The sequence below is a fragment of the Chryseobacterium sp. ON_d1 genome (assembly GCF_006829085.1).
GTDB lineage: Bacteria > Bacteroidota > Bacteroidia > Flavobacteriales > Weeksellaceae > Chryseobacterium.
On record NZ_BJTC01000006.1, the window covers coordinates 260,374 to 277,694 of the forward strand.

Genomic DNA, 17,321 nt, shown 5'->3' on the forward strand with positions numbered 1-17,321 from the left:
TCATGCTTTCTTGTTTATTCGCTAAATTTGCAAATTGAGATAATAATGCAAAAATGAATTTACCTGAAAGTTATATTCCAATCCTTATCCAGGCTGGTGTAGCAGTAGGATTTGTAGCGGTTTCTTTGCTTGGTGCACATTTCTTGGGGCCACAGCAGAAAAAAGGAAACTCTGTAAAAAACCAAAGCTGGGAATGTGGAGTTCCTGTAGAAGGAAATGCCAGAACGCCGTTTTCTATCAAGTACTTCCTGACTGCGGTATTGTTCGTACTATTCGATATTGAAATCGTATTCTTTTATCCTTACGCGGTAAATTTCAGAGAATTCGGCATGGAAGGATTCCTTGCTGTACTTACGTTCGTCGCGATCTTTTTCGTTGCGTTTTTCTATGTCTGGAAACGAGGCGCACTGGATTGGGATAAATAGAGCAATTATAAATTTTAAATTAAAAATTTTAGATGGTGATTTTAAATTAAACCAATCGTATTAATTTAAAATCTAAAATTTAAAATCTAAAATCATCTACAAGATGTCAGATAAAAAACCAGTAATAAGAACAGATGCACCTGCTCCCGAAGGCTATGAAGGAGAAGGGTTTTTCGCAACAAAACTGAGCAGTGTAATCGGGATGGCAAGAAAGTTTTCACTTTGGCCGTTACCATTTGCAACCTCTTGTTGCGGTATCGAGTTTATGGCTACCCTGAACCCCACTTATGATGCTTCAAGATTTGGTATGGAAAGAAACTCTTTTTCGCCAAGACAGGCAGATATGCTGATGGTTTGCGGAACTATATCAAAGAAATTGGGACCTGTCCTGAAAGAAGTGTACACTCAGATGGCTGAGCCAAAGTGGGTGGTAGCAGTGGGAGCATGTGCTTCCAGCGGCGGTATTTTTGATACCTATTCTGTGCTTCAGGGAATTGATAAAATTATTCCGGTAGACGTTTACGTTCCCGGATGTCCTCCAAGACCCGAACAGATCATTGAAGGAGTAATGCAGGTACAGGCTTTGGCTGAAAGCGAAAGCATCAGAAGAAGAGATATGCCTGAGTATCAGAAATTATTAGATTCTTACAACATAAGCAACTAAACGGAAATGACAAACGAATTTGTATTAGAGGCAATCACAAGAGAATTTCCGGAATCTGTCATTTCAAGTTCAGAGCCTTATGGGATGCTGACCATTGAAGTGAAGAAAGAAGATATAAAAAAAATCATTCACTACCTTAAAGATTCATCTCTGGAAATTAATTTCCTTACGGATGTCTGTGGAATTCACTATCCTGAATTTCCGGAAAAGGAAATAGGAGTTGTCTATCATTTGCATAATATGATGACCAATTTCAGATTACGTCTGAAAATCTTCATGTCCAGAGAAAACATAGAGGTAGATTCTCTTACAGATCTGTATGCAGGAGCGAACTGGATGGAAAGAGAAACGTATGATTTCTATGGGATCAAATTCAAAGGGCACCCGGACCTGAGACCTATTCTGAATATGGAAGATCTTGGATACCACCCAATGTTGAAGGAATATCGCCTTGAAGACGGGACAAGAACCGACAAGAACGATAGTATGTTCGGAAGATAAAAATAAAATATAAATGATAAATGATAATAGATAAATGATTATCGATTATCAACTATTAATTATCAATTATAATACTTATGAAAGATAACTCATTATCTAATATACTAAACCAGTACGAAAGTAAGGAACAGATTGACGGGCAGTTATATACCCTCAATTTAGGACCTACCCACCCTGCCACTCACGGAATTTTCCAGAATATCTTAACGATGGACGGAGAAAGAATCCTTCACGCTGAGCAAACAGTAGGGTATATCCACAGAGCATTTGAGAAAATTTCCGAAAGAAGAAACTATTCTCAGATCACTACCCTTACGGATCGTATGAATTACTGTTCTGCACCCATCAATAATCTGGGTTGGCACATGACAGTAGAAAAGCTGATTGGTGTAGAAGTTCCAAAACGTGTAGACTATATGCGTGTTATCCTGATGGAACTTGCCAGAATCGGTGACCACCTGATCTGTAACGGAGTAACCGGAATGGATTCAGGAGCTATTACAGGTCTTACTTACATGTTCATCGAAAGAGAACGTATTTACGATATGTATGAGCAGATCTGTGGGGCCAGAATGACAACCAATATGGGAAGAATCGGAGGATTTGAAAGAGATTTCACCCCTAAGTTTCACGAGCTGATCAAGGATTTCTTAAAAACATTCCCACCAAGATTCAAAGAATTCTGTACCTTATTAGAAAGAAACAGAATTTTCATGGACAGAACCATCGGTACGGGAGCGATCTCTGCTGAAAGAGCATTAAGCTACGGTTTCACAGGTCCAAACTTACGTGCAGCAGGTGTAGATTATGATGTAAGAGTTGCACAGCCTTATTCTTCATACCAGGATTTCGACTTTATTATTCCTGTAGGAACCTCAGGAGATACTTACGACCGTTTCATGGTTCGTCAACAGGAAATCTGGGAATCAATCAAAATTATCAAACAAGCATACGAAAACCTTCCGGAAGGACCATTCCATGCGGATGTTCCTGATTTCTATCTTCCTGAAAAGGCAGATGTCTATCAGAAAATGGAAGCATTGATCTACCATTTCAAGATCGTAATGGGAGAAACTGATGTACCGAAAGGAGAAGTTTACCATGCTGTAGAAGGTGGAAACGGAGAATTAGGTTTCTATCTTGTGAGTGACGGAGGAAGAAGCCCTTACAGACTTCACTTCAGAAGACCATGCTTCATCTATTATCAGGCATATCCTGAAATGATTACAGGTTCTGTGATTTCAGATGCCATTGTAACGATGTGTAGTATGAATATTATTGCAGGCGAACTAGACGCATAACAATTGTAAAAAGTACAATGTAGCATGTACAATGTACTTGAAAATATAAATTAGTTAATAAATACTTTGTACTTTGTACAATGTACATTTTACAACAAAATAAAATGAGCGAAACAATAGCTTTTAAACCGGAAAGTTTAGCACAGGTACACAAAATTATCGCAAGATATCCTGAGGGAAGACAGAAATCTGCTCTTCTTCCTGTACTTCACCTGGCACAGAAAGAATTCGGAGGATGGTTAGATGTTCCTGTAATGGATTATGTTGCCGGACTATTAAGTATTAAGCCGATCGAAGTATATGAAGTGGCTACTTTCTATACGATGTTCAATATGAAGCCGGTGGGTAAATATGTTTTGGAAGTTTGCAGAACAGGGCCTTGTATGGTTTGTGGAAGCGAAAAAATCCTGGATCATATCAGAACCAAACTGAACATTAAAGACGGAGAAACCACTGAAGACGGTATGTTCACATTGAAACCTGCTGAATGTCTTGGAGCATGTGGATACGCACCGATGATGCAGTTGGGGAAATTCTTTCATGAAAATTTAACGATAGAAAAAGTAGATGAAATCCTTGATCTTTGCAGACAGGGACAAGTTGCTTTAGACTAATAGAAATTTTAAATTCTAAGTTTTAGATTTTAAATTATTCACTTAACGTTTAATCATAATTAATGCAAGAAGCCAAAAGCCAATTGCAATAAGCAAATAACAATGAGTAAAAAACTTTTACTTAAAGACGCACATATAGAAGGTATCCGCTACTTTGAAACTTACCGTAAGCAGGGAGGTTATACAGCAGCTGAAAAAGCCTTGAAAATGACTCCTGATGAAATTCTTGAAGAAGTAAAAGCTTCAGGACTGAGAGGTCGTGGTGGAGCCGGATTCCCAACAGGGATGAAATGGAGCTTTCTGGCAAAGCCGGAAGGTGTTCCAAGACACCTTGTCGTGAATGCAGATGAGTCTGAGCCTGGAACATTCAAAGACAGATATCTGATGGAGTTCCTTCCTCATTTATTGATCGAAGGAATGCTAATATCTTCCTACTGTTTAGGTTCCAATACTTCTTATATCTACATCCGTGGAGAATATTCATGGATTCCGGATATCCTTGAAGAAGCTATTGAAGAAGCCAAAGCAGCAGGATTTTTAGGTAAAAATATTTTAGGAACCGGTTTCGATCTTGAAATCTATGTACAGAGAGGTGGTGGAGCGTACATCTGCGGTGAGGAAACTGCATTGCTTGAATCCCTTGAAGGAAAAAGAGGTAACCCAAGATTAAAACCACCATTCCCGGCTGTAAAAGGTCTTTGGGAGAGACCAACGGTGGTAAACAACGTTGAATCTATTGCAGCAGTGGTTCCAATCATTGATATTACCGGTGCTGAATATGCTAAAATAGGGGTTGGAAGATCTACAGGTACGAAACTGATTTCTGCTTGTGGAAATATCAATAAACCTGGTGTATATGAGATCGATATGACCATCACTGTAGAGGAATTTATCTATTCTGATGAATATTGTGGCGGTATTAAAGACGGTAAAAAATTAAAGGCTTGTATTCCTGGAGGAAGTTCTGTTCCGATTGTTCCTGCAAACTTATTGCTGAGAACGGTGAACGGAGAGCCAAGATATATGAACTATGAGTCATTGGCAGATGGTGGGTTCGCTACCGGAACGATGATGGGTTCAGGAGGTTTCATCGTTTTGGATGAAGACCAGTGTATTGTAGAGCACACCATGACGTTGGCGAGATTCTATAATCACGAAAGTTGCGGACAATGTACTCCTTGCCGTGAAGGAACGGGATGGATGTACAAGATTTTAAAGAAAATCGAGAAAGGAGAAGGAAAAATGGAAGATATCGATCTGCTTTGGGATATCCAGAGAAAGATCGAAGGAAATACGATTTGCCCGTTGGGTGATGCAGCAGCCTGGCCGGTTGCAGCAGCGATCCGTCACTTCAGAGATGAATTTGAGTGGCACGTGAAAAACCCTGAATTGTCTCAGACACAAAATTATGGATTGGCACATTATGCTGACCCTATCCCGGCTGTAGAAAAGAACGCATAGTTGAAATGAAAAAATTGTTGGTTGTCGGCTTAATGATGTCGAGTTTTGTTTTCGGACAAAATAAAGAGAAGGATTCTTTAATAGATAGAAGTTCAGATAAAGGAGCATTGGTTTCAAGAAAGAAGCCGGAACCTTTAAGCAAAAAAGGTCAGATGTTCGTTTTCTTTGGATGGAACAGAGCAGCATTCAGTAATTCTGATATCCGTTTCACAGGAAATGGTTATGATTTTCAGCTGAATAATGTATCTGCACAGGACAGACCTACCAAATTTGGAATTGTTTATATCAATCCGGGATGGTTTACAGTAGTGCAGTACAATTTCAGAGCGGGATATTTTATTAAAGATAACTGGGCTTTGGTTTTGGGAATAGACCACATGAAATATGTGATGGATCAGAACCAGACTGTAAATTTCAAAGGCCATATTTCAGATCCTGAATATGCAGGAATGGTACAGAACGGACAGGTAAACCTGGCAGACGAGAAGTTCCTTACTTTTGAACATACAGATGGACTTAATTATGAAAACTTAGGTCTTGAAAGATATCAGAATCTTATCAACAAGAAAAATGTTGATCTTGTCTGGTCTTATGGAGCCGGAATCGGATTCATGTTCCCGAAAAGTAATGTAAAGCTTTTTGGAAATGAAAGGAGTGACCGTTTTCATGTAGCAGGTATGGGAACTGACATAAGAACCAGTCTTAACCTTGTACTTTGGGACCATGTGATGGTAAGATTAGAAGGAAAAGCGGGTTATATCAACATGTGGGACATTAAGACTACATTGAATAATAAGCCGGACAAAGCCCAGCAGGATTTTGTTTTCGGACAGGTCCTTGCAGGAATCGGATATACATTTAATACTAAGAAATATAAATAACAAAGCCTATTGCTTAATGCATAAAGCTTAAAGCATACAATATGAGCGAAGAAGTTAAAAAATTCAAAATAACTATAGACGGACAGACTACTGAAGTTTTGCCAGGTACTTCTATCCTTGAAGCGGCAAGACAAATCGGTGGAAAATCTGTACCTCCTGCTATGTGTTACTACAGCAAATTAGAAACCAGTGGAGGGAGATGCAGAACTTGTCTGGTAGAAGTTTCTAAAGGGTCTGAAGCAGATCCGCGTCCTATGCCGAAATTGGTAGCAAGCTGCAGAACTAATGTAATGGATGGGATGGAAGTAAAAAATCTTACTTCTGAGAAAGCTCAGGAAGGAAGAAAAGCGGTTACCGAGTTCCTGTTGGTAAACCATCCGCTGGACTGCCCTATCTGTGACCAGGCCGGAGAATGTCATCTTCAGGATTTAGGTTATGAGCATGGTGTGGAAAATACAAGAACAGAATTCGAAAGAAATACTTACGAAGCCGATGACCTTGGACCACACATCAAATTGAACATGAACCGTTGTATTCTTTGTGCGAGATGTGTATTGGCCGCCAACCAATTGACAGGTGAAAGAGAACACGGTATTCTTTTCAGAGGCGATCACGCTGAGATTTCAACGTACTTAAATAAAGCTTTAGACAATGACTTCATCGGAAACGTTATCGATGTTTGCCCGGTTGGAGCATTAACGGACAGAACAGCCCGTTTTGCCAGCAGAGTATGGTTTACAAAACCAATGAACGCTTCTTGCAAATGTGATAAGTGTTCCGGAAAAGCTGTAGTATGGTTTAAAGGAGATGAAATTGTAAGAGTTACTGCAAGAAAAGACCAGTGGGGTGAAGTGGAAGAATTCATCTGCGATACATGCCGTTTCGAAAGAAAGTCATTATCAGACTGGAACATCGAAGGTCCTAGACATATCGACAGACACTCTGTAATTTCATTGAACCACTACGAAAAGCCAAAAGATGAGCTAAGAGTTTTAGACAATCCGATGGCTAAAGAAATCAGTGAAAAAGACGAAAAATAATTAATAAGACATCAGATTCAGATACCAGACTTCAGACAGCAAATTAAATCTGACATCTAGCATCTGACATCTTAATATCTAAATAAAAATGGATTTACTTACATTTAAACTTATACTTGTACTAGCACTTTTCCTGCTGTCGCTGACGATTGCCGCCTATTCTACCTGGGCAGAAAGAAAAGTTGCCTCTATCATGCAGGATAGAATCGGTCCCAACAGAGCCGGACCTTTCGGATTGCTGCAGCCTCTTGCTGATGGTGGAAAGTTTTTCTTCAAAGAAGATTTTACACCGGCCAATGCAGAAAAATTCCTTTTCGTATTGGGACCTGCGTTGGTTATGTTTATTTCATTGATTACAGGAGCTGTTATTCCGTGGGGTAAAAGTTTAAATATTGCAGGTACGTCTTTTGATCTTCAGGTAGCCAACATTGATGTTGGTGTACTTTTTATCATCGGAATGGCTTCAATTGGTGTTTACGGAATCATGATCGGAGGTTGGGCTTCGAACAACAAATATTCATTATTAGGTGCTATCCGTGCTTCTTCTCAGATGATTTCTTACGAATTGGCAATGGGGTTAGCGCTTCTTTCTATCATCATGATGACAGGAAGTTTAGATTTAAAAGAAATTACTGAAAGCCAGACTACCGGAAAATTATGGGGTGTTATTCCTTGGGTTTCCGGGTTGAACTGGAATATTTTCTACCAGCCGGTTGCCTTCCTTGTTTTCTTTGTAGCTGCTTTAGCAGAAACCAACAGACATCCGTTCGATTTACCTGAGTGTGAATCTGAATTGGTAACAGGATACTCTACAGAATACTCTTCTATGAAGTTAGGTTTATATATGTTCGGAGAATATGTGAACATGTTTATTTCCAATGCTTTTATGGTGGTTCTTTTCTTCGGAGGATACAACTATCCTGGTATTGAATGGGTAACGCAGAACTGGGGAGAAAATGCAGCAGGAATCTTGAGTATTGTTGCATTCCTTACGAAAACAGTAATCGGAATTCTGATCTTCATGTGGATCAGATGGACACTTCCAAGATTCAGATATGACCAGTTAATGCACTTGGGATGGAAAACATTAATTCCGATGGCATTGGTAAACCTGTTAATTACAGGAGCTGTAATTTTAGCGTTTGCAAACTAAATTATCTAAACCTAACGGATTTTAAAAACCTGTTTATTGAATATTAAAAATTAAGATAACAGACAAGATTAGTCTAAAATCTGGTGTCTAACATCTAATATCTATAATTAAATGAAACTTACAAACAGATCAAAAGTTGTTTCCAATAAAGAAATGACCCTTGCTGAAAAAATCTACTTACCTGCGATCTTTACAGGAATGGGGATTACATTTAAGCATGCTGTAAGAACCGTGATAAAGGGTGCTCCCGCAGTATATTCATATCCGGAAGTACAGAAGCCGAGAACAACCATCTGGAGAGGGCAGCACGTCTTGAAAAGAGACGAGGAAGGCAGAGAAAGATGTACAGCTTGCGGACTTTGTGCGGTAGCTTGTCCTGCAGAAGCCATTACAATGACTGCTGCTGAAAGAACTAAAGAGGAAAAACATCTTTACAGAGAAGAAAAGTATGCTTCAGTATATGAAATCAATATGCTGAGATGTATTTTCTGTGGTATGTGTGAAGAGGCTTGTCCTAAATCTGCCATCTATCTTACCGACAGATTGGTAGATGTGGAAACCAACAGAGGCTCTTTCATTTACGGAAAAGATAAATTAGTTGAAAAAATAAATGAAAGGATTGATATCACGACAAGACAATCCGAGAAACAAAAAAATGCGGTAAAATAATGGATCAGTTTTTATTTTTCTTGGTAGCGTTTTTAGCAGTGGCAAGTGCGGTTTATTTTGTGTTTGCAAAAAATCCTTTATATGCTATTTTGTCATTAATTGTTACAATGTTTTCAATTGCCGGAATGTACATTCTTTTAAATGCACAGTTCCTTGCAATTATCCAGATTATAGTGTACGCAGGTGCCATCATGGTACTTTTCCTTTACATCTTAATGATGCTTAACCTTAATAAGCAAGACGAAAGTAAGAAGAACAATACTTTAAAATTTGTTGGAGTTTTTACTGCTGGGATTCTTTTGGTGGGAGTATTAGGTGTTTTCAGAGGAATAAGAGAGAACCACATCGTTGTTGAAAATGTAGACAGAGGGGTTGGTCTTACGAAAAATCTGGGTAAACTTTTGTTTAATGAATATGTTTTACCGTTTGAGCTTGCTTCCATTCTAATTCTGGCAGGTATTGTAGGCGCGGTATTAATCGGTAAAAAAGATTTATAAAATTATGGGAGAAGTAAATACATTTATACAAAGCATCCCTTTGGACTACTTCATCATTCTTTCATCAGTATTGTTCTGTCTGGGAGTAATGGGAGTATTGCTTAGGAAAAATGCTATTGTGATTCTGGGCTGTGTAGAGCTTATGCTGAATTCTGTAAACCTTTTATTGGCAGCCTTTTCAGCATACAAAGGCAACGGCGACGGACAACTTTTAGTTTTCTTCATTATGGTGGTAGCTGCTGCTGAAGTAGCGGTAGGTCTGGCAATTATTGCTATGCTGTATAGAAACACCCGTTCTGTAGATGTGAGTATATTTAATAAATTAAGAGGATAAGAATGGAGAATCTAGTATATGCAATAGTACTTTTACCACTTTTAGGGTTTCTTATTAACGGGCTGTTCGGAAAAAATCTTCCAAAAATATTAGTTGGATCTTTAGCTACCGCAGTAGTTTTCGGGTCTTTCTGTATTGCGGTAAGTCTTTTCATGAATTTCAATTCTGAAAGCCAGCCTGTCATTGTAAAAGCTTTTGAATGGTTTAGAGTAAACGGAGTTCAAATTAATTTTGGATTCCAGATTGATCAGCTTTCTTTAATGATGGTAATGATCATTACGGGTATCGGTTCACTGATCCACTTATACTCTATCGGATATATGAGTCATGATAAAGGATTCTACAAGTTTTTTACTTACCTGAATCTTTTCATCTTCTCCATGTTACTTTTGGTAATGGGAAGCAACTACCTTATCTTATTCATCGGATGGGAAGGTGTAGGTCTTTGTTCTTACCTGCTGATCGGATTCTGGTATACTAACGAAGAATACGGGAAAGCAGCAAGAAAAGCTTTCATCATGAACAGAATTGGTGACCTTGCGTTATTGATCGGTATCTTCATGATCGCTTCTCAGACCAATGCTGTAGATTATCTTTCTGTAGCAGAAAACGCTTCAAAATTTGAATTAGACGGAACAGTGATCATCTTTATCACAGCGAGTTTATTCATCGGTGCTACCGGTAAATCTGCTCAGGTTCCATTATATACATGGTTACCGGATGCGATGGCCGGGCCTACTCCTGTATCAGCATTGATCCACGCGGCAACGATGGTAACGGCAGGTATTTATCTGGTAGTAAGATCCAACTTCTTATTTACTTTGGCACCAACTGTTCAGGGAGGTATTTTATTCATCGGATTCTTAACGGCTGCATTGGCAGGGTTCTATGCACTTCGTCAGAACGACATCAAAAAAGTATTGGCATATTCTACTGTTTCACAGCTTGGATTTATGTTCATAGCTCTAGGTCTTGGAGCGTATACAACAGCAATGTTCCATGTAATGACACACGCATTCTTTAAGGCTTTATTATTCTTAGGTGCAGGTTCTGTAATCCACGCGATGAGCAACGAGCAGGATATGCGTTTTATGGGAGGTCTTAAAAAATATATTCCTCTTACACACGCTACATTCCTTATCGGGACATTAGCCATCTCAGGTTTCCCTTTATTATCAGGGATGATCTCTAAAGACGAAATTTTAGTGGCCGCTTTCGCTAAAAACCCAATTTACTGGGTCATCTTATTTGTTTTAGCGGCAATCACTGCAACCTATATGTTCAGACTGTACTATCTTACATTCCACGGAGAATTCAGAGGTACTGAAGAACAAAAACACCACTTACATGAAAGCCCGTCTAATATGACATTACCATTGATCGTATTGGCTGTTCTTTCTGTAATCGGAGGTTTTATCAACCTGCCACACTTCATCGGCCATGGTCACTATGCCAAACTGATGGAATGGTTAAAGCCTGTTCTTACAGAACAAAGCTTCAGCCAGATGGAAGCGACTCTTTCAGGAGTACCTTTCAATACTGAAATGATCTTATTAGCAGCTACAGTGATTATGTTCTTCTCTGTGTGGTTCATTGTTAGAAACACTTATGTAAAGAAGAAAAAAATGGCAGTTGCAGAAGAGAGCTACACCGGATGGGAAAAGCTTTCTGCTAAAAAATTATACGTTGACGAACTTTACAACGCATTGATTGTAAAAACTGTTGAAGGATTAGGACGCGGAGGGAAAATGTTTGATAAGGGTATCTTAGACCGTTTTGTAAACTTTGTAGGTGATGGTGCTGAAGACAGCGGAAAAGCTATGAAGCGTGTACAGAACGGAAATGTAGAGACGTATATTCTTATCATGTCTTTAGCTGTGGGAATTATATTAATTGTTAACTTTTTATTACAATAATAATGTCTTGTTTATTATTAACATTATTACTTTTACCTCTAGTAGGTTCGGGATTAGTTTTTGCCTGGAAGAATAGTTCCAGCAAATATTTGGCGCTTGGAATTGCATTGGTACAAATGCTTCTTACGTTCTATGTACTTTCGGATTTTGATTTTAATCCGACAGTAGACAGCGTATTGCAGCATGAGATCAATTATCCGTGGTCACAATTTATGAAGAGCTCTCTTCACTTCGGTATCGATGGGATGAGCATGCTTCTTTTATTATTGACCAATATTCTGGCTCCCATCATTATTTTATCTTCTTTCAACGAAAATGTAAACTACAGAAATACATTCTACGGATTGATTCTGTTGATGCAGTTCGGACTTGTAGGAGTCTTCACTTCTTTAGACGGATTGTTATTCTACATTTTCTGGGAAGTAACTTTGATTCCAATTTGGTTCATTGCCGGACTTTGGGGACAGGAGAATAAAAGGTTCGAATTCACTACGAAATTCTTCGTATATACATTCGTTGGATCATTATTTATGTTAGCAGGATTGATCTATGTGTACAACCACTCTGCATCATTTGCTTTAACAGATTTATATAACGCCCAGCTTAACGAAACACAACAGACTGTGGTATTCTGGTTTATCTTCTTTGCTTTTGCAGTGAAATTACCGGTATTCCCTTTCCACACATGGCAGCCTGATACCTATACTTACTCTCCTACTCAGGGATCGATGTTATTATCAGGGATCATGCTGAAGATGGCAGTATATGGTGTAATGCGTTATTTACTTCCAATCACGCCGCTTCCGATTGCCGGAATTTCAGGACAGATTGTGATCATCCTTGCTATTGTAGGTATTGTTCATGGTGCTTTGATCGCCATTATCCAGACGGATATGAAGAGAATCATTGCTTATTCATCTTTCTCTCACGTAGGATTGATGGTAGCTGGTATCTTTGCTTCTGCGGTAGTGACTCTCAGAGGAACATTCAACGTAGAAGGCGCGGAAGGAGCATTGGTCCAGACTTTTGCTCACGGGATCAACGTAGTGGGATTATTCTATTGTTGTGATATTTTATACAAGAGATTTAAATCAAGAGACATCAGACAAATGGGTGGTTTAGCTAAAGTGGCGCCTAAGTTTGCTGTATTGTTCCTGATCATTATATTAGGTTCAATGGGAGTTCCATTAACTAATGGATTCATCGGGGAATTTATTTTGTTGAAATCGGTTTATGATTTTAACGGAACAGCAGCAGTAATTGCTGGTCTTACAGTAATTCTTTGTGCTGTATATTTATTGAGATTCTACGGAAAAGCAATGTTTGGAGAAGGTGATGAAGCCGTTTTAAGTACAGCAAAAGATTTATCTGGTGTAGAATTTTCTGTATTGGCAAGTTTAGCGGTTTTTGTGATTTTACTAGGTATTTTCCCACAACCGGTAATCGACATGGTGAGTAGTTCGGTGAAGTTTATCTACCAATCAATGGTAAGTTAATTTGATATTTTAAGAAATGAGTGTTTTAATTATTGTTTTCCTAACGGCAGTTATTGCGTTATTTTCAGGAGTTTTTGAACAAGGAAAATTCGCAAGATACATTGGGATTTTGGGATTAATCATCGCATTGTACGTAAGTTTTATGCCTGAATGTTCGTTCTTCGATCATTACAAGCATATGTATGAGTACAGTGGCAATACTGCATTATTCACTAAAATATCAATCGTAACAACTTTATTATTATTCTTCCTGGGAGGGTTTGCATTCAGCAACCACAGAAGCCACCAGTCAGAATTATATGCATTAATGCTGTTTGCATTATGCGGAGGGATTATCCTTTTCGGATATCAGAACCTGGTGACGATGTTCTTAGGAATTGAGATCCTTTCTATCCCATTATATGTAATGGCTGGAGCTAACAAAACTGATCTGAGATCAAATGAAGCTTCTATCAAATATTTCCTTATGGGTGCATTTGCAACAGGTTTCTTACTGTTCGGTATTGCATTTATCTACGGAAGCACAGGAAGTTTTGATCTGTATAAGATCCATGACTTCGGAGTGGCAAATCCAGGGAATGTAATGTTTATATTAGGAGTATTACTGATTCTTTGTGCATTGGCATTTAAAGTGGCTTTAGCCCCTTTCCACATGTGGAGCCCGGATGTATATGCAGGTTCACCTTCACTGATCACAGCTTTTATGGCGAGTGTGGTAAAGATCTCCGGATTCTTTGCTCTCTTCAGATTGATGACTCTTGGTTTCACAGGAGTAACTCATGAATGGATCAATGTTTTAGGAGTATTCTTAATCATTACTTTACTTTTAGCAAACGTGATGGGTCTTGCTCAGACGAATGCAAAAAGAATGTTGGCTTACTCTTCTGTTTCTCACGCAGGATATATCGGATTGGTATTCTTCGGAATGACAAGCCTTTCCACTTACAATCTGGCATTTTATCTGTTTGCTTATTCTTTATCTACTGTAGGGGTTTTTATGTGCCTTATCTGGGTAGAGAAGTTAAAGAGAGAGACATCTTTCGGAGCATTCAAAGGATTGGCAAAAACTGAACCTTTATTAGCGACTGCTGCTGCGATCTCTATGCTTTCAATGGCAGGGGTTCCGCTAACAGCCGGATTTATGGGAAAATTTGCTTTATTCTCGCAGGCTATGAACGGTGCAGCTTTCTTAGTATTGGTAGCAGTATTAGGTTCTGCCCTATCAATTGCTTATTATTTAAGGCTGATCATCGCAATGTTCTTCTTTAAAGAATCAACATTCAAATCATCAGAAAAAGTAACACTTACTTACAATATTGTTGCAGTAGCCGTAATCGTACTGATTATCATTTTGGGAATCTTCCCTGATTTCTTTGCGAATATGTTCGGATTGTAAACAACATTATAACGAATCAATATAAAACCTTCCAGTTAGCTGGAAGGTTTTATTTATTGGTACCTATATAGAAGGTGATTGTGTAAAAAACGATCCAATACATTAATCATTCCAATAGGTTTCAAAAAAAATTACTATGCTATGCATTGGAAAAAAAATTGACCAAAACACACAAAAAATAAAAATTATCAATTACATATTTTTATTTAATTAAAAATTAAAATAAAATAATGATTAACATATTTCAATGAAAATATTGTATTAAAAAAAGTTAAAATAAAGAATAAAAAACAATATAATATTCAATACATTTGTCTTGGATTTACAACAAAATACAATAAAAAAAACATGAAATGATGAAGATCAACAACAATGCCGCTGCCGCATTTTTATTATGCTCAATAGGCATGGCACAAGCACAGGAAAAAGATTCAGTAACCGCGAAAAAGCTGGACGAAGTAGTGATGGTTGGCACCAGAACTGCTCCCAGATCGAGTATTTCTACTCCCCTCCCCATTGATAATATAGATGCGGCTGTCATTCAATCGTCTGGCCATAGTTCTGTCGGGCAGGCATTACAGTACAGGATTCCCTCTTTTAATTCTACCAGCGCCGCAGTGCAGGATGCAACTTCATTACTGGATCCTTTTGAAATCAGAAATATGGGATCATCCAGAACACTCGTCTTGATTAATGGAAAAAGAAAGAATCAGTCTTCTCTTATCTTCACTCAAAATACAATTGGAAAGGGAGAAACGGGAGCCGATTTATCCTCTATCCCTTCTATTGCCATCAAAAAAATAGAAATCCTTAGAGACGGAGCTTCCGCTCAATACGGCTCTGATGCAATTGCCGGGGTCATCAATATCATATTAAAAGATAAAATAAGTTTTACGGAAGCCAGTGCCAATCTGGGGCTGTATTCAAAAGGGGACGGTTTTTCGCAAAATTTTAATTTGATCACCGGATCTACATTTAAGAACGGAGGCTTTCTTACATTTTCCACCAATCTTCAGAATAATGATTATGCCTACAGAAACGGAAAAGTAAATTCTTACTGGGAAGCACAAACATTTGGAGCCAGTCAAAGTGACGTAGATGCTTATTTAGCTAAATACCCTGATGCTCAAAATAAAAATGCATATCCCAAAAAGAACAGTATAAGTTTTTTGATTAATACTTCCATACCGGTATCTGATCGCTCCAATCTATATGCAAATGCTTCATTTGCTACCAAAAAGGTAAGCAGCTTTGCCAACCACAGAACACCTTATTGGGTAAATCCTGCTAATGTCCTGAATTCATCCGACGGCTTTACCCCTACATTTATTGGAGACATTACTGATTATGGAGCCACTCTGGGATACAAAACCAAAACAGAAAGCGAATGGAATATAGACCTGAGTACAACTTTTGGGGGAAACAAAATTTTATATACTGTAGGAAATACCTTCAATGCAGCATTAGGAGCATCCAGTCCTATTAATTTTAAGCCTGGCGGTTTCAGATTTAATAATATTATCGGAAATATTGATGTTTCCAAAAGATTGTCAGAACATATTGCATTGGCATTTGGTTCTGAAGCAAGAAAAGAGGAATATGAAATCTACGCTGGAGATCCCGCTTCCTATTATCAGACAGGATCCATTTCTTTTCCTGGAGCATCACCGGAAAATTCCGGAACTTTTTCAAGATATAATATTGGGGTCTATGCAGATGCAGCCTTTGATATTTCTGAGGCCACAACATTTAATGCCACTGCACGTTTTGAAAACTACAGCGATTTTGGGAATGCGTTGATTTGGAAATTCAGTGCAAGACAAAACATCATAGGAAAAAAACTGGTCGCCAGAGGATCTGTTTCTACTGGGTTCCGTGCTCCCACCCTTCAACAGGTATATCTTTCTACCATTCAGAATGTTTTTGCTAACGGTAAAATCGTTGCAGAGGGACTGTTTAATAATGTCGGTAAAGAAGCTAAAGCTGTAGGAATCCCCAAATTAGATGCCGAAAAATCCCTCAATTTCACCTTAGGACTGGGAATTCAGCCCAATAAAAACTTTTCTGTAACCATCGACGGATATCTGATCAATGTGTATGACAGAATCTTACTAAGCTCCAGAATGAGTGATAAAACTACAATTCTAGATCCTTTAAACAATATAGGAATTACCAATGTGAACGCCGCAAGTTTTTTTATCAATGGTGTAGACACTAGAACGATAGGCCTGGACCTTGTAGCCAATTATAGAAATATAGACCTGGCAAAAGGCAAACTTGCCTTTAATCTTGCCCTGAATATGAATCATTCTAAAATAACGAAGAATTCAGACAAACTGAACGGGCTTAACCTTTCTGCTCCTTTTAACAGAACCGAGGAAGCATTAGCCACCACTTCAAGACCAGCTTTAAAAAGTGTTCTCGGTATAGATTATACCATTCAAAAGTGGAATATATCACTCAACAATACTTTATTTGGAAAGGCTACTTATGCAAACAGTGGTATGCCGGGAGCTAATCTGGCCTGGAATGATCCTGATGCCGGATCACAGTCCTACCTGAGATTCAGACCAAGAATGACTACAGATATCACCATCAATTACAATATCAACAGTAAAAACACCATTAACTTTGGTATCCTGAATGTATTTAATGTTCTGCCTAAATGGGAACTGCGGAACCTTCCATCAAATACAGCGTATGATGAAGTTTACAATACTGTCACCTTCAACGGAAGATATCAGCAGTCCAGTTATGATGCCCAGCATTTCAGTATTTTTGGAACACAGTTTATATTGGGATATAATATTAAATTTTAACGTTCATATATTTTTAAATACTAAAGTTGTCCTGAATAATCAGGACAACTTTTTTTCAAATTCTTAAAAAAAACGTTTATCTGCACTTTATAAACAGTTCAAAATAAAAATATGTATGAAAACTCTAACAAAAAAGAAGGGAATAATCATTTAT

16 protein-coding genes are annotated in these 17,321 nt (G+C 38.3%); all 16 read left to right on the forward strand.

The features are described from left to right. Positions 1 to 53 precede the first annotated feature (53 nt). The 16 genes from CRS_RS11725 to CRS_RS11800 all read left to right on the forward strand — a co-directional run bounded on the left by CRS_RS11725 (position 54) and on the right by CRS_RS11800 (position 17,167). The gene (locus CRS_RS11725; RefSeq protein ID WP_034693436.1) at positions 54 to 425 is read left to right on the forward strand and encodes an NADH-quinone oxidoreductase subunit A; all 372 of its coding nucleotides are present in this window, start codon (positions 54 to 56) and stop codon (positions 423 to 425) included. A gap of 103 nt (positions 426 to 528) precedes the next feature. Continuing rightward, the gene (locus CRS_RS11730) at positions 529 to 1,089 is read left to right on the forward strand and encodes an NADH-quinone oxidoreductase subunit B (RefSeq protein ID WP_002983540.1); all 561 of its coding nucleotides are present in this window, start codon (positions 529 to 531) and stop codon (positions 1,087 to 1,089) included. A gap of 6 nt (positions 1,090 to 1,095) precedes the next feature. Next, a complete protein-coding gene (locus CRS_RS11735; protein ID WP_065400513.1) occupies positions 1,096 to 1,590 on the forward strand; it encodes an NADH-quinone oxidoreductase subunit C in 495 nt (164 codons plus the stop codon). Between the two features lie 77 nt (positions 1,591 to 1,667). Next, positions 1,668 to 2,891 (forward strand): NADH dehydrogenase (quinone) subunit D, encoded by a 1,224-nt coding sequence (gene nuoD / locus CRS_RS11740; protein WP_065400512.1) that lies wholly within the window; start codon positions 1,668 to 1,670, stop codon positions 2,889 to 2,891. Between the two features lie 104 nt (positions 2,892 to 2,995). Next, a complete protein-coding gene (nuoE, locus tag CRS_RS11745; protein WP_002983545.1) occupies positions 2,996 to 3,505 on the forward strand; it encodes an NAD(P)H-dependent oxidoreductase subunit E in 510 nt (169 codons plus the stop codon). A 102-nt stretch (positions 3,506 to 3,607) separates the two neighbouring features. Continuing rightward, on the forward strand, positions 3,608 to 4,966 hold the full coding sequence (gene nuoF, locus CRS_RS11750; RefSeq protein ID WP_089697000.1) for an NADH-quinone oxidoreductase subunit NuoF: 1,359 nt from the start codon (positions 3,608 to 3,610) through the stop codon (positions 4,964 to 4,966). 5 nt (positions 4,967 to 4,971) lie between these two features. Then, the gene (locus CRS_RS11755; RefSeq protein ID WP_142724227.1) at positions 4,972 to 5,847 is read left to right on the forward strand and encodes a hypothetical protein; all 876 of its coding nucleotides are present in this window, start codon (positions 4,972 to 4,974) and stop codon (positions 5,845 to 5,847) included. 41 nt (positions 5,848 to 5,888) lie between these two features. Beyond that, positions 5,889 to 6,887, forward strand: a complete 999-nt coding sequence (locus tag CRS_RS11760; RefSeq protein WP_142724228.1) for a 2Fe-2S iron-sulfur cluster-binding protein — start codon at positions 5,889 to 5,891, stop codon at positions 6,885 to 6,887. An 88-nt stretch (positions 6,888 to 6,975) separates the two neighbouring features. Further along, complete coding sequence (gene nuoH / locus CRS_RS11765; protein ID WP_142724229.1) at positions 6,976 to 8,040, forward strand: NADH-quinone oxidoreductase subunit NuoH; 1,065 nt, start codon at positions 6,976 to 6,978, stop codon at positions 8,038 to 8,040. A gap of 111 nt (positions 8,041 to 8,151) precedes the next feature. Next, positions 8,152 to 8,709 (forward strand): NADH-quinone oxidoreductase subunit I, encoded by a 558-nt coding sequence (locus CRS_RS11770; protein WP_002983553.1) that lies wholly within the window; start codon positions 8,152 to 8,154, stop codon positions 8,707 to 8,709. Then, positions 8,709 to 9,206, forward strand: coding sequence for an NADH-quinone oxidoreductase subunit J (locus tag CRS_RS11775; protein WP_142724230.1), 498 nt, complete (start codon positions 8,709 to 8,711; stop codon positions 9,204 to 9,206). The genes CRS_RS11770 and CRS_RS11775 overlap by 1 nt, the downstream gene beginning before the upstream one ends. A 4-nt stretch (positions 9,207 to 9,210) precedes the next feature. Next, on the forward strand, positions 9,211 to 9,540 hold the full coding sequence (gene nuoK, locus CRS_RS11780; protein ID WP_002983557.1) for an NADH-quinone oxidoreductase subunit NuoK: 330 nt from the start codon (positions 9,211 to 9,213) through the stop codon (positions 9,538 to 9,540). Positions 9,541 to 9,542: 2 nt separating this feature from the next. After that, positions 9,543 to 11,456: an NADH-quinone oxidoreductase subunit L gene (nuoL, locus tag CRS_RS11785; protein WP_142724231.1), complete on the forward strand. Its 1,914-nt coding sequence runs from the start codon at positions 9,543 to 9,545 to the stop codon at positions 11,454 to 11,456. Positions 11,457 to 11,458: 2 nt separating this feature from the next. Continuing rightward, positions 11,459 to 12,952 carry a NuoM family protein gene (locus tag CRS_RS11790; protein WP_142724232.1) on the forward strand — a complete coding sequence of 498 codons (1,494 nt, stop codon included), beginning with the start codon at positions 11,459 to 11,461 and terminating at the stop codon, positions 12,950 to 12,952. Between the two features lie 16 nt (positions 12,953 to 12,968). Continuing rightward, positions 12,969 to 14,348, forward strand: a complete 1,380-nt coding sequence (locus CRS_RS11795) for an NADH-quinone oxidoreductase subunit N (RefSeq protein ID WP_142724233.1) — start codon at positions 12,969 to 12,971, stop codon at positions 14,346 to 14,348. A 353-nt stretch (positions 14,349 to 14,701) separates the two neighbouring features. Then, positions 14,702 to 17,167, forward strand: coding sequence for a TonB-dependent siderophore receptor (locus CRS_RS11800; RefSeq protein ID WP_142724234.1), 2,466 nt, complete (start codon positions 14,702 to 14,704; stop codon positions 17,165 to 17,167). Positions 17,168 to 17,321: the final 154 nt, after the last annotated feature.

Excerpts from the sequence above, each read along its gene's own strand:
- CRS_RS11735 (WP_065400513.1), top strand. The coding sequence starts at position 1,096 with ATGACAAACGAATTTGTATTAGAGGCAATCACAAGAGAATTTCCGGAA.
- CRS_RS11725 (WP_034693436.1), top strand. The coding sequence starts at position 54 with ATGAATTTACCTGAAAGTTATATTCCAATCCTTATCCAGGCTGGTGTA.
- nuoH (WP_142724229.1), top strand. The coding sequence starts at position 6,976 with ATGGATTTACTTACATTTAAACTTATACTTGTACTAGCACTTTTCCTG.
- CRS_RS11730 (WP_002983540.1), top strand. The coding sequence starts at position 529 with ATGTCAGATAAAAAACCAGTAATAAGAACAGATGCACCTGCTCCCGAA.
- nuoF (WP_089697000.1), top strand. The coding sequence starts at position 3,608 with ATGAGTAAAAAACTTTTACTTAAAGACGCACATATAGAAGGTATCCGC.
- CRS_RS11795 (WP_142724233.1), top strand. The coding sequence starts at position 12,969 with ATGAGTGTTTTAATTATTGTTTTCCTAACGGCAGTTATTGCGTTATTT.
- CRS_RS11800 (WP_142724234.1), top strand. The coding sequence starts at position 14,702 with ATGATGAAGATCAACAACAATGCCGCTGCCGCATTTTTATTATGCTCA.
- CRS_RS11775 (WP_142724230.1), top strand. The coding sequence starts at position 8,709 with ATGGATCAGTTTTTATTTTTCTTGGTAGCGTTTTTAGCAGTGGCAAGT.
- nuoE (WP_002983545.1), top strand. The coding sequence starts at position 2,996 with ATGAGCGAAACAATAGCTTTTAAACCGGAAAGTTTAGCACAGGTACAC.
- CRS_RS11770 (WP_002983553.1), top strand. The coding sequence starts at position 8,152 with ATGAAACTTACAAACAGATCAAAAGTTGTTTCCAATAAAGAAATGACC.
- CRS_RS11755 (WP_142724227.1), top strand. The coding sequence starts at position 4,972 with ATGAAAAAATTGTTGGTTGTCGGCTTAATGATGTCGAGTTTTGTTTTC.
- nuoD (WP_065400512.1), top strand. The coding sequence starts at position 1,668 with ATGAAAGATAACTCATTATCTAATATACTAAACCAGTACGAAAGTAAG.
- nuoL (WP_142724231.1), top strand. The coding sequence starts at position 9,543 with ATGGAGAATCTAGTATATGCAATAGTACTTTTACCACTTTTAGGGTTT.
- CRS_RS11790 (WP_142724232.1), top strand. The coding sequence starts at position 11,459 with ATGTCTTGTTTATTATTAACATTATTACTTTTACCTCTAGTAGGTTCG.
- nuoK (WP_002983557.1), top strand. The coding sequence starts at position 9,211 with ATGGGAGAAGTAAATACATTTATACAAAGCATCCCTTTGGACTACTTC.
- CRS_RS11760 (WP_142724228.1), top strand. The coding sequence starts at position 5,889 with ATGAGCGAAGAAGTTAAAAAATTCAAAATAACTATAGACGGACAGACT.